The organism is Dapis brunnea BLCC-M229 (assembly GCF_050015995.1).
Taxonomy (GTDB): domain Bacteria; phylum Cyanobacteriota; class Cyanobacteriia; order Cyanobacteriales; family Microcoleaceae; genus Trichodesmium.
On the sequence record NZ_JBNHEP010000049.1, the window covers coordinates 30,221 to 43,015 of the forward strand.

Annotated in this window: 10 protein-coding genes; 6 read left to right on the top strand and 4 right to left on the bottom strand. The window is 34.3% G+C overall.

Going from position 1 to position 12,795, the window contains the following annotated elements:
* Positions 1-585: 585 nt before the first annotated feature.
* Entirely contained in the window at positions 586-2,205 is a 1,620-nt protein-coding gene (murJ, locus tag ACP6PM_RS05320) for a murein biosynthesis integral membrane protein MurJ (protein WP_426582514.1), read from the bottom strand.
* A 307-nt stretch (positions 2,206-2,512) separates the two neighbouring features.
* On the opposite strand from murJ, the gene ACP6PM_RS05325 reads away from it, so the two are divergent.
* The 3 genes from ACP6PM_RS05325 to ACP6PM_RS05335 all read left to right on the top strand — a co-directional run bounded on the left by ACP6PM_RS05325 (position 2,513) and on the right by ACP6PM_RS05335 (position 6,557).
* Positions 2,513-3,367 carry a nitroreductase family protein gene (locus ACP6PM_RS05325; RefSeq protein WP_426582516.1) on the top strand — a complete coding sequence of 285 codons (855 nt, stop codon included), beginning with the start codon at positions 2,513-2,515 and terminating at the stop codon, positions 3,365-3,367.
* 94 nt (positions 3,368-3,461) lie between these two features.
* The gene (locus ACP6PM_RS05330) at positions 3,462-4,745 is read left to right on the top strand and encodes a polysaccharide pyruvyl transferase family protein (protein ID WP_426582518.1); all 1,284 of its coding nucleotides are present in this window, start codon (positions 3,462-3,464) and stop codon (positions 4,743-4,745) included.
* A 717-nt stretch (positions 4,746-5,462) separates the two neighbouring features.
* Positions 5,463-6,557, top strand: coding sequence for a glycosyltransferase family protein (locus tag ACP6PM_RS05335; protein ID WP_426582520.1), 1,095 nt, complete (start codon positions 5,463-5,465; stop codon positions 6,555-6,557).
* A 270-nt stretch (positions 6,558-6,827) separates the two neighbouring features.
* Here ACP6PM_RS05335 and ACP6PM_RS05340 read toward each other — a convergent pair whose 3' ends face one another.
* Positions 6,828-7,022 (bottom strand): hypothetical protein, encoded by a 195-nt coding sequence (locus ACP6PM_RS05340; RefSeq protein ID WP_426582522.1) that lies wholly within the window; start codon positions 7,020-7,022, stop codon positions 6,828-6,830.
* Positions 7,023-7,195: 173 nt separating this feature from the next.
* Complete coding sequence (locus tag ACP6PM_RS05345; RefSeq protein WP_426582531.1) at positions 7,196-7,492, bottom strand: IS200/IS605 family accessory protein TnpB-related protein; 297 nt, start codon at positions 7,490-7,492, stop codon at positions 7,196-7,198.
* Positions 7,493-7,642: 150 nt separating this feature from the next.
* Here ACP6PM_RS05345 and sfsA point away from each other — a divergent pair, with 150 nt between their 5' ends.
* From sfsA to ACP6PM_RS05360, 3 genes are all read left to right on the top strand, one after another.
* Entirely contained in the window at positions 7,643-8,374 is a 732-nt protein-coding gene (gene sfsA / locus ACP6PM_RS05350; protein ID WP_426582524.1) for a DNA/RNA nuclease SfsA, read from the top strand.
* Between the two features lie 279 nt (positions 8,375-8,653).
* A complete protein-coding gene (locus ACP6PM_RS05355; protein ID WP_426582526.1) occupies positions 8,654-9,049 on the top strand; it encodes a YheC/YheD family protein in 396 nt (131 codons plus the stop codon).
* A gap of 944 nt (positions 9,050-9,993) precedes the next feature.
* On the top strand, positions 9,994-10,803 hold the full coding sequence (locus tag ACP6PM_RS05360) for a DNA/RNA non-specific endonuclease (RefSeq protein WP_426582528.1): 810 nt from the start codon (positions 9,994-9,996) through the stop codon (positions 10,801-10,803).
* Positions 10,804-11,363: 560 nt separating this feature from the next.
* On the opposite strand, the gene ACP6PM_RS05365 is transcribed toward ACP6PM_RS05360, so the two are convergent.
* Positions 11,364-11,774: a nuclease A inhibitor family protein gene (locus ACP6PM_RS05365; protein WP_426582530.1), complete on the bottom strand. Its 411-nt coding sequence runs from the start codon at positions 11,772-11,774 to the stop codon at positions 11,364-11,366.
* Positions 11,775-12,795: the final 1,021 nt, after the last annotated feature.

Sequence of the window (12,795 nt, forward strand, 5' to 3'; positions counted from 1 at the left end):
GGAAATTTCCGACTATTACCGATGGAGAAATCGCCGTTTCATTTTCTGAAGCACTTGCCTCGGACGGTTCGTTGGAAAATTTCTGACTATTACCGTTGGAGAAATCGCCGTTTCATTTTCTGAAGCACTCGGCTCGGATGGTTCGTTGGAAAATTTCCGACTATTACCGATGGAGAAATAGTAGTTTCATTTTCTGAAGCACTCGGCTCGGACGGTTCGTTGCAAATTTCTGACTATTACTTATCGGGAGATGGAAATTTCATTTTATAAAGCACTCGGCTCGGATGGTTCGTTGGAAAATTTCCGACTATTACCGATGGAGAAATCGAAGTTTTATTTTCTGAAGCACTCATCGGAGGCAATTATCAAGACTACTTTTGACCTATATATATAGATGTAGTAGTCACAAAGCAATAAAAAATATCAACCTTTTTCTTAATAGGATACATCGCACCACCTACTTAAGGTTTCTCTCGGAAAAACTTATTTAAAAATACCTTTAGCTTTTGACTTACCAGTAATAGTTGAACTGGTGATCGCCTTGTTAGCTGAAAAAACAAAGATAAAAGCTACAAAGATATCAAATCAAATTCCCAATTTCTGTCTAATTCGACTAACAAAAATATCAACCTCCGGCAAATTCATTTTCATTACTATCAAACCAAAGATACCCAACCCCGAAAAACTTGCTAAACCAAGTTCCAATAACTGCACAAAAAATCCCTCAGTTCCCAACACTAACTGAGAACCCCAAAGCACACTCCAACAAACCAAACCTGTCGCCAAAGTTCCAGCAATTAAACCTGCAAAAAGTATCAACCATTCTCCCCAAGGTAAACCCCCTAGTTTTCTATCTAATAACAAGAGAAAAATTATCATTGAAATTAAATTTACTCCCACAGTTGCCAAAACCAAACCAGGAGCGCCAAAAGCATTAATTAACAAATAATCTAACAGAACATTCAGAAAAATATTAAAGACACTAACCTTAAAAGGAGTTTCTCCATCTCCCAAAGCATAAAAAACTCTGACTAAAACATCTCTTCCTAAATAAACAAACATTCCGACTGCATAAGCCATCAATACAGAAGCGACAAATTTTGAAGCTGATAAATCAAAAGCATAACGTTCATAAACTACTCTCACAATAGGCAAAGCTAACGTCACCATAATTGCACTTAAAGGCAACATTGTAATTCCTGTTAATACCAAAGCTTGCCGAATCCGATATTTTAAATCTTGCCAATTTTCCGGTGCAGCTAATCGAGAAAATATTGGTAAAAATGGAACTAAAATTACATTAGAAATAATCCCCAAAGGTGTTTGTACTAATAAACCAGAATAAGCTAATGAAGCAGCAGCTTGGGGAATATAAGAAGCAAAAAATAAGTCTGTATAAACATTAATATGTAACATTCCAGAAGATAAGGTTGCGGGTATCATTACTTTGGTAATTTCTTGTACTCCTGGGTTTCGGAAATTAAATCTTAAACGTAATTTTCCTAAACCTGCTCGCCACAATGCTGGAACTTGAATTAACCATTGTAATATTGCTCCGATGAGGGTTCCCGAGGCTAAAACTAAGCCTCCCATCATGGCATATTCTGGTTGAATAATTTTTTCCTCTAATTGTAAGGCTAAGATAAAAATTCCTCCTATTAAAACTACGCTAGAAAATAGTGGACTAATAGATGGTAGCCAATACATATCCGCAGCATTAAGGGCGCCAAAACCAATACCTATTAATCCTGCTAATAATGCCATTGGAGCCATAATTTGGAATTGCTGGATGGCAATTTCTCGAATTTCTAGACCTGTTGTTGTTTGGCTTAAACCTGGTGCTACTAAGTCAATCAAAGGATCTGCAAAAAAAATTAGACCAACTGTGACTAATAGTAGGACTCCACCGACTAAGGTTGTGATGGTTTCTATTAGTGGTGCTGCTTCTGATTTATCCCGCTTTGCTAAGACACTTACTATGGCACTATGAAATGGTCCGTTAATTCCTCCTAATAGGACTAATAAAAAGCCAGGTATGACGTAAGCGTAATTATAGGCGTCTACTGCAGGACCTACTCCGAAGGCTGCGGCGATCGCCTGTTGACGTACTAGGCCAAATATTTTACTGATTAATGTGGCTATTGCTACGATACCTGCTATTCCTGCTAGGGAACGAGAAGTTTTTTGTGATTCTGATTCAGACACGAGTACAATATAGTAATGTTGTTTAAATAAGTTTAATCAGGATTCGGTATTGATGCGTAGGAAACCGGAGGTTTGTTTTTTTGCTCCTTTTCACCGAGGAGTCAACTAGATCATGAAAAAACAAGAGTAAATTATCAAAGGATTTGATGAGTTTTTAACTAACAGTCTGATTGGTTTATGGATTATTAAAAATATTAAGGGTTGGATATTGTTTGTCAATTTTTATTCTGATTTTAAATGTTTCTTCAAGTGGTCATCTGCGAGTAATAAAATAACCACTCAAACAAATTTAAGAGCCTTAATTACTATGGACTATCACCGACTCGAAAAAGGCTTGGCTTTGAAACAGCCTAGAAAGGGATTTGGAAAAGATGTTATTAAACGTTTAAGCAATTTTTTACCAGAATACCAAAATAAATATGGTTCTGATGAAATTGTAATGATTACCCTTAATGCTTTACAAGAATATTATGACTTTAATTTAGAACTTGGCTTAGAGAATGAGATAAATGAGACAGCTTATCAAACTATTTCTAAAATTAAAAATAACTTCCCCCAAGATAATTATCTATTAGGAAAAGAAGGCGGAACTAAAACAGTCAAAAAAAGTAATATTCAAGCATCAGCAGAAATTGACCTTAGGGGATTTTTTACCTCTCGATATAGTATCCGTCAATTCACAGATGAAGAGGTAGATATATCATTGATAGAACAAGCTGCAATAATAGCTCAAAAAACACCTTCTGTTTGTAATCGTCAATTCTGTAGATTATATGCTTTTAGTGAAGAAGAGCAGAAGCAAAAGGTTCTTTCTTGTCAAAACGGTAATAGAGGTTTTGGAAATCAGGCTAGTACAGTATTAATTGTCACCTCTAATTTAGAACACTTTGCTTCTATAGGAGAAAGATATCAAGGTTGGATTGATGGGGGTATGTTTTCTATGTCATTAGTTTATGGTTTGCATTCTCTTGGTTTGGGAACTTGTTGTCTCAATTGGAGTGTTAAAAATAAACAGGATAAGGAACTAAAAATGATTGCTGGAATTCCAGATTCTGATTTAGTAATTATGATGATTGCAGTTGGTCATTTACCTGAAGAATTTAAGGTTGCACAGTCTCCCCGAAAACCTCTCAAGGAAGTATTGATAATTGGGAATAATTAGACAAAATATCCTTAATTTCCATAAATTATTAGACTCTTTCTGAACTTTGTTCATATCTGAAAAATATTCAAGACAATTCTTTTGGAGAACTATTATGGGTGATTTATTACTTACTATTTTACTACCAATATCTTCTTTATTAATTTCCACTTATGCTTTATTTTTGTGGATTATTCGGATATTGGGTTTTGTTCGCCGTATTCCTAATTCGGCAATTATTCTACCACCTGCTGCTCCAGGTAGTTTAGGAGATGAAGCAATGGTTTGCGCTTCGATAGACTATCTTAGGCAACAAGGAATAGAAAATATTAGTCTCATCGATCATCTCAAAAATAAGACACATCCAGTAGAGGTAATTGAGAATATAAATCTGAGTAATTTTCTTTCATATCAAAGCTGGCATAAATTTATTGTCTCGTTTATATATGCAGGCTGGAAAATTAACCAGTATGAAAGACTGTATTGTCTGGGTGCAGATATGATAGATGGATATTATTCTAACTATGTTACTTTGAGAAAAGTTAAAATAGTAGAAATAGCTTCAATTCTTGGTTTGTCAACAGGAATTTTAGGTTTCAGTTATAATCGTCAACCAACAAATATTTCCAAAAAATTACTGAGTGGATTACCACCAAAAGTTATCCTTGGTGCAAGAGATAAAATTTCATATCAAAGATTAATTGATTCAATTTCTCACTCTGTTAATTTAGTAGCGGACGTAGCCTTTTTATTAAAGCCTGCTGAACAGTCGCAAACCTTAGATAAAGTTTGGGGATGGATTAATAATCAGAAAAGTCAAAATAAGATAGTTTTGGGAATTAATATTCATCCCTTACTATTAAAGAAATTAGAAGGAATTACAGGGAATGATTTGGTTCAAATTTTAGCTGAAACTATAACAAAATTGCACCAAGATAGTCAGCAATTAAGTTTTATTTTCTTGCCTCACGATGGTCGTATTGTTAGTGGTATTAATGATGATATTTTATCAAAAAAAGTAATAGAAAGTCTTCCTTCTGAAGTTGCTTCATCCTGTTTTAAAATTCCTTTTCCCTGTTTAGCTAGAGAAATTAAAGGGATTGTTAAACATATAGATTGTGTACTTACTGGTAGGATGCACTTAGGTATTGCTTGTTTAGGGCAAGGTACACCAATTGCTTGTATTACTTATCAGGGAAAATTTGAAGGTCTCTACCAACACTTTAACCTTGAACCTTTATTTATTGAACCGAAACAACTATTCGTTCCCAATCAAAATGAGCTAGTAGAATTAGTTCATAAATTAATCTATCAAAGACAAAGTTTGCACGAAAAAGTAATAAATAAACTTGATGATATAAAAGAACTTTCCCAAGCAAATTTTACTTCAATTATCTAATTTTTTTATAGCTTAAGGTAGCTTTTAAATTAATTTTATATCAGGAAAAATTCAAGGTTAAAAAAAGAAACTAAACTTTCTAATTGTTGATTTATATAAACGTTGGCAGAAGACCCACGTTTTCCATCTCCCCTTTTGTTCCCGCCTTTCAAAGGGGGATTAGGGGGGATGGATGAATGCCAACCCATGCTATAATAATACCGCTTTAGTGTTAGTAATTGGGTTGAAAACATTGAAAGCTAGATACAAACAAGGAATTAGTTTGGTTGAAAGATGTAGCATCTACACCATTACAACAATCTCTGTAAAGATTTAGATCGAGCAGATAAGAACTTCTTTAATAGTTGTACTGAAAAACGTAAAAGCTTAGGGGGGAACGGCCGTTCCCCCGTATAACCTCCTAAATTCAAAAGTAGAAAGTCAAAGCAAAATACAAGATTTGTAGGTGCTAATTACAAGATTGGTCAAGATAAAATCTATCTACTAAAAGTAGGTAAGATTAAAATAGTTTGGTCTAGAGAATTACCTAGTGCAGGATGGCGGAAATAACTGACCAGTTACAAAATCCTAAAAGCCTTACTAACCAATACTTTTAAATCCAAGACTTTTAACTTCCGCGTAGCGGCACTAGCATAATTTGATGGAAATTAATGTACCTCACATCTACTGTGAAATGCTATATAAAAACTTATCCAATAGATAGTAGCGAATAAAATTATGAAATTAATGCACGATGGACTCAAAGATTTTTTGCTTCTAGAAGAATATATTGAGTCTCAAAAAATCGGATTTATTTCTTTAGAAGTTCCTCTTCCTAAATGGATTCTAAATTTTAGTCAGTCTATTAAATACTCAATAGGTTTACAGATTCGCCGTGAGTATCGCCACATTTCTATGGGATTAAATGCTCTCAAGTTTTCTGATGTTGATACTATTTTTATTTTCGAGCTTTACAATCAACATTTGTTATTTGTTATGCCTTTATTCGCCATTATGGCATTACGAGGGAAAGAAGTTTTAATATGCCTCCATGGCAATCAGCAATTTGCCATGACTAACAAAATTAAATTTTGGGGATTACTCTATCTAAAAGCTTATTTAAACCTATTTAAAAAACTCAAAGTCGCTACTTTTGAAGTAGATGATGATGTGCTTCCTGAAAAATTTAGATTACCAGATACATCTAAATACATAATTCCTCATCCTATTATTAGTGAAGCTAAACCTAAATTTTCACCAGGAGAAAGACTGCCCTCTAATGTTCCGATTAAAATTGGTGTTGTAGGAATGATTCGCCCAGATAAACCTATTGCTCAGGTAATTGAGAAACTACAAGAATATATTAAATCTTCAGAGCATCAATGCGAACTCGTAATTGGAACACCTTTTGGTCAAAAACCAGATTATTTAGATGAACTTAATGTCACTCTTTATGACACTACTACACAAGAAGAATATGTGCAGATTTTAACGGAAATAGATATTTTAGTAATTCATTATGAAAAAGAGCGTTATTACTACCGAACAAGTGGAGTAATTAGTGATGCAGCTTCTTGTGGATGCTACATTATTGCTTCTGATTATCCTGTTATTAAACATCAAGTTAATTGGCCAGAAAAGATTGGTTCTACTTTTTCTGATTTTGATGAAATTTCTCCTCTTATAGATGAGGGTATTGTTCATATTCGAGAAAAAGGGCAGGATAATCACTGGTTGTGGCGAGAAGGAAGAAGTGCAAAAGCTATAGCTAAAATTTTATTTCCCGATAATTATAAACCAGAAAATAAGGTTGGTAGGGGAGTAGGGGAGTAAGGGAGTGGGGGAATTTGAAAAAGGTACTCTTGATAACCAGATTTGCTATAAGAGACTGCTTGTAAAATAAGCATGAAAATACTTGTGAACCAACTAAATCAGGACTTACGCAGGGGTACTATATATAGAGTGCAAAAACTATAGCGCTATAGTTTTTAACACTACATACATGGTTTCTGCGTAAGTCCTATAAATCTTCAAAATAGAATAAGGCTAGGGTTGACCATCCTCCCGACGCTGCTCTATGAGACAGCGCGGGATTCCCTAAGATCACTGGTAGGGGCTTCCTGCTTCTAACGCACCCGCCTTCCAGGATTTACTCCCGAATGGTCTTACAGTCGCTCCTAAAGACTTGCCAGCGCGGTCTTGGGGGTCTCCCCCATGAGCTACTGGCGCTGACACTGCGAGTCCGGCAGCCTTCTTGGTGCCCATTCCCTTGCGTCTGACACCTACGCGGGGTCGCACCGCTTGCGCCTGTCGGCCACGGGGGGTATAACCCCTTGCATCTTACACCGATGCGGGTTCCTATCCGCAAAATATTTACCAAAGCGTTAATGTCGCGGTCATGGTGACTACCACACTCTGGGCAATCCCACTATCTGATACTTAGAGACAATTTCTCTACTATGTGTCCACAATTAGAGCAACGCGCGCGAACTAGGAAAGTATCGGTCAATCTTGATTAATTCCCGTCCATACCATTCAGCTTTGTATTCTAACTGTCTTACCAGTTCTCCCCAGTTAGCATCACTACCCACCCCTCTTGCTCCCCTCCCGGGAGGGGATGGGGGTGGGTTGTGATTCTTGACGATATTTTTTACTGCTAAATCCTCAACTACTATCGTTTGGTTTTCTATGATTAATTGAGTGGTTAGCTTATGGGTATAGTCAAGTCTTGAATCTTTAATTCGAGCGTGTATCCTGGCTACTTTCAGCCGTGCTTTTTGATAGTTATTTTATCCTTTAGTTTTCCTACACAGAGACTTTTGAGCTAACCTCAGTTTTTTGTATAGCTTGTTCAAATAATGTTGTCTTTGTCTGTGTTCCCTATTCCCTATTCCCTATTCCCTATTCCCTCATTAATTATGAATAATCCGCCAAAATTATGTTATGAATACCCCACTCTTGAACCAGGAACTTTAATTAAACGTTATAAAAGATTTCTGGCAGATATAGAGTTAAAGTCTGGAGAAATTATTACTGCTCACTGCCCAAATACAGGTCCGATGACTGGAGTTTCTACTCCAGGAAGTAATGTGATGGTTTCTCATAGTAATAATCCTAAAAGAAAATTGGCTTATACTTGGGAATTAATTGAAGTAAGGGATAATGAACCGACTTGGGTGGGAATTAATACGGCTTTGCCAAATCGAATTATTAAGTTAGCTTTGGCAGAATATTTGTTTCCTGAATTGGGAAATTATCAGGAAATTAAAACGGAAGTTGTTTATGGGAAAGAAAGGAGAAGTCGCGTAGATTTTAAGTTAATTAGCGACACTAAAAATATTTATCTTGAGGTGAAGAATACTACTTGGGCAGATCGACGAGTTGCTTTATTTCCAGATACGGTTACACAGAGGGGGCAAAAACATTTACGGGAATTAATAGAGGTAGTTGAACAAGGGGAAAGGGCGGTATGTTTATTTTTGATAAATCGTGGTGATTGTTATCAGTTTGCTCCTGGAGATATTGCCGATCCTGATTATGGTAAACTTTTGAGAGAAGCTATGATAAAAGGGGTAGAAATTTTACCTTGTAGATTTGCAGTTACTCCTCAAGAAATTCATTACTTAGGTATGGCAGAATTTATTAATTAAGATATTGAATGTTGGGTGAAAAAATCTCAAAAAAATATTCAACAGCTTCAAGTATAAATCTCTGTTATTTTTTGATAAATAGCAGGTTACTTTAAATATAGTTGTCACAATGGTTTGATGCTTTAGTGTTGGGTATGCCACAATAGACATCTCCAGAAAAGAGGGAGTAGGGAGTAGGGAGTAGGAGGAAATAATTGACTCGAGAATTGATTGGATTTTTTATTTTTGGAGATGTCTAATAGTGGCAAATAAATTTTATGTTTTAAATTTGTAATTAACTTGATTCCTTCATACAGATTAACTTCTCAGAGTGATTTAATTGACAAAGAATTTAGAGCTTTGTTTCTAGAAGGCGATTTACATTGTGTCTATGAGAAGAGTATTACTGAAGCAAAATTTGTCGGAAATTTAAGTAGATTACATTGGGAGGAAGCAAAAGCTAAAATTGTCTTGGATAAAAATTTTTTAGAACGAATAGAATATTTTTGTAAACCTATATTTGAAAATTGTGAATTAAGATATACAGGGCTAGATATAGCTTTAGATAAAGATGATAAACTCTGGCTGATTGAAGCTAACTCTGCACCAGGATTCAATTATTTTGTGAGAGACTGTGGGGAAGAATTAGCAATAGAATGGTACAGGAAGTCTCTCCTATTAATCTTCTGCAAATAGTCTTAGGGACTTCCAAATAAAAAATTACCCCATTAGCTATGAAAATAAGGTAGTAGGGAGTAGGGAAGAAATTGAAAAAGTAAGGAAGTAGGGAGTAAACAGTCAGGATATAGTACAAAAATAGAGTACAAAAATTGGGATAATTTATTTTCTGCTATTCCCTTACTTCAAATATCATAATTTTATTCCAGAGGGTATCTATAAAATACAAAAATTAAAACTTTTTATAGAGTAGGTGAGGCGGGAATAATACCATTTATCAAAAACTTTTCTAGATTTTATTTAGTAGGGGAGTGGGGGAGGAGTAAACATAAGAATAATTAGGGCTTGCTGAATAAATCTAAAAGCATTGATAGATAAAGGCTTTAGCATCTTTAGGTCGAAAAAAGCTCAAAAAGTTAGGATTTTAGGTTGACTATGCTAGAAAAATCAAGGGATAATTTTTCCAACAACCTCCTCTAAATTATCCATTTCTCCTGACTGCTACTTCTACCAATCATACTTTTTCAGCAAACCCTAATTAACATTCTCCTAGCTAATAATTATCAAAAAGGTTTCAAATGCTTGTCTTAATTACTTAATAATTGAAGTGTTGCCTAAGTATAGCAATACTTTATCATTCAACCAGATTTATATCTGCCTTAAGCCAGCCAATAAACTAGGTTTCTAGTTTGATAATTTTGATGAAAATATCAATATTTTTTAACAAATCTGGTTTACTACTGTTTTAAGATTTATTTTTATAGATATCTTCTAGATGACTACTGATGTGAGAATTGAGGTATTTCTTAAAAGGATAGAATATAGCAGTTATTATATTCATAAGATAAATTTTTTCTTCTTCTCTATTCCTTGTTCCTCGTTCCCTGTTCCCTAAAAGTATCCAATATCTCACAACTCAAATCATATTGCTATAGTAAAACCAACATAACAAAGAATAACAAATGCTAAAATTATCCCGGAAAATCGCTCTAGGAATCACAATACTTTTACTTACACTTACCAGTGGATGTTCTCTACTTCTTAAACCATCTCCCAAAGTTCATATCACTTTAGGAAATCCAAGTAATGCCACAACTACTATCGAAAATTCAGAGAATTATTTAATGGAAAAAGCGCAATATGTATTGTCATATAACCGAAAGAAAGGAATAGCAAACTGGGTGAGTTGGCAACTCAATAAATCTTGGTTAGGAAATGTAGAAAGACAGGATGATTTTCGCCCAGATGATAGTTTGCCTGAAGAGTGGTATCAGGTCAGACCAAATGATTATCGAAATAGTGGTTATGATCGAGGACATTTAATTCCTTCAGCAGACCGTACAGCTAATGAAAATGATAATTCAGCCACATTTTTAATGACAAATATAATTCCCCAGAGTCCGGATAATAATCGGGAAACTTGGCGGGAATTAGAACAATATTCTCGCGAACTTGTACGACAAGGAAATGAACTTTATATTATTGCTGGAGGATATAGAAAAAAATCAACTCTTGCCAGTGGAAAACTAACTATTCCTAGTCGGACATGGAAAATTATAGTAGTTTTAAAACCGGGTGCTGGTGTGGGAGGAGTTAATAAAAATACTAGAGTTATTGCAGTGGATATGCCTAATTCTAATCGGATTAGAAGTGATTGGAAAGCTTACCGAGTTTCTGTAAATAAAATTGAAAGTGCTACTGGTTATGATTTTCTTTCAAAAGTTCCTCAAGAAATTCAAGATGCGATTGAAAGTCGAGTTGATAATCAGTGAATAATACCAAGGTAAGTTCAGTTATAGCACTTCCCAAAAAGCGTGAGGTACAAAGTTTTTTAACTTTAAGGACTCAAGAGACAGGAGTTAGGAGACAGGAGTTAAATATAAAGTATATTAGGTGTACCTCATTAGTCCGATAAATGCTATATCAGTTATCAGTTATCAGTTATCAGTACCTCCTACTTAATTACTAGGCAAGAAAATCCGAAATTTCCTTTTGTCTCTTCTGGAAAGGGGAGGTTTGAGACTTTATTTCTTGATGATTTTTTTGTCTAATACTTTTAATTATCCTTAAATCATCCATGGTAATTTATAGTCTAAAGGCAATGAATTAATAGCTAATAACTGATAACGCAATTCCTCTGTAAAAGGCTATATAATGTTTGAATGCCTAGAATTTATGTTGATATAGCAATGAAAGCAAAGGTTGGGATATTTTTAAATTATCACCCCTCAGTCATAGATTATTTTTTACTTTTGCCTTTTTATTTTTGCCTTTTTACTTTTGCCTTGCGCGTAGCCCTATAATCCTGTAATACCTGCCTAATTTCTAATATTTAAGTCTCAATAGAAATGGTAGCCAAACCAGCATAATCTCCAGTATTAGTCTTACCAACTATATAAACATCAATTTCAATTTTACCCACTTTATAGACTTTTAAATCACTTAAATATTGTTTCATTAGCCTGACAATTTCCTGATATCTTTTCACTGTATCAGCTTCTTCTGAATTATGCCAATCTTTATGAGTAACTACACCTTGAAAAAAACTATCAAATTCTATAACTTTAATTGGAGTATCCAAAGAATGTTTAGTAATTTTCAAAACTACTTCATTATCTAGTAAAATTTTTTGACCAAATTGCCAAGTCAAAGCTTCCAAGGGATAATCAGATTCACTCATCCATAGTAAACCTTTTGCTGTTTCATGTAGTAACTCAAAAATTTCTAAATTAGTTAGAGTCATCTTGTATTAATTTAAAATTAATCAACAAATTTCTTGAGAATTTTGGCATTCTCTGGGTTGAATATTGCCAAGAAAATCTTTAATACCAAATCCGGTTTAAAAAGACCAGTTTTCAGTAAACCGCAAAAACCCTGTAGAGACCGTGCGTGCAAGGTCTCTACAGGGCGAGATATAACGGGTGTACCTATACCGGATTTCGTATAATATTACTAGCATAACTTGAGTCTTTATTTTTGAGACGAGATTAAAAATTAAAAGCATGAAAGTATGAAAATTGAATTGCTAAACAGAATGACTTAATTAGGTATCCTAACTTTCAACTCCACTGTTTACTCATGCAATTAATTTAATTATTGAGGTGGAATATCTAACCTATGTTTACCATCACAAAGTTCGACAATTTATAAATTAGCTAGACTCATTTTGTATTAATTTCAAATTAATCAACAAATTTCTTGAGAATTTTGGCATTCTCTGAGTTGAATATTGCCAAGAAAATCTTTAAATATTACTAGCATAACTTGAGTCTTTATTTTTAAGACGAGATTAAAAATTAAAAGCATGAAAATTATTCCATAGTTGTAGAATGATAATTATGCTTTGCAGAACCTAAAACTGTAGTTATATAAAGAAAAAATTTTGGGCAGATATCACAATCATTCCATGATAGTACAACGCCAAAAATTCGTAAGCATTCAGCTATTAGAGTTCAGCATTAAGCTTTGGAAAGAATTAAGCCATTACTAAAGTTAGCTGATGACCAGTTTCATTCATAACTTTTAATTCTATGTCTGAGACTAATTCCTCCTTCGGTCTGATAGTGAGTTAATAACTCATAGCTGATAGCTGATAGCTGACCGCTGAATACTTACAAAAATTCAGTTCTCAAAAAGAGTAACTTGTGGAGATTTACCAACTTTCTTCTGCCTTCTTCCTTCTTGTTTCTTTCTTGTTTCTTTCTTCCTCAATAAGAGACTGTTTGTAAAATAAGTATTAAGAGAACATGCGAGTGACTAAAATC

Excerpts from the sequence above, each read along its gene's own strand:
- ACP6PM_RS05325 (WP_426582516.1), top strand. The coding sequence starts at position 2,513 with ATGGACTATCACCGACTCGAAAAAGGCTTGGCTTTGAAACAGCCTAGA.
- ACP6PM_RS05330 (WP_426582518.1), top strand. The coding sequence starts at position 3,462 with ATGGGTGATTTATTACTTACTATTTTACTACCAATATCTTCTTTATTA.
- ACP6PM_RS05335 (WP_426582520.1), top strand. The coding sequence starts at position 5,463 with ATGAAATTAATGCACGATGGACTCAAAGATTTTTTGCTTCTAGAAGAA.
- sfsA (WP_426582524.1), top strand. The coding sequence starts at position 7,643 with ATGAATAATCCGCCAAAATTATGTTATGAATACCCCACTCTTGAACCA.
- ACP6PM_RS05360 (WP_426582528.1), top strand. The coding sequence starts at position 9,994 with ATGCTAAAATTATCCCGGAAAATCGCTCTAGGAATCACAATACTTTTA.
- ACP6PM_RS05365 (WP_426582530.1), bottom strand. The coding sequence starts at position 11,774 with ATGACTCTAACTAATTTAGAAATTTTTGAGTTACTACATGAAACAGCA.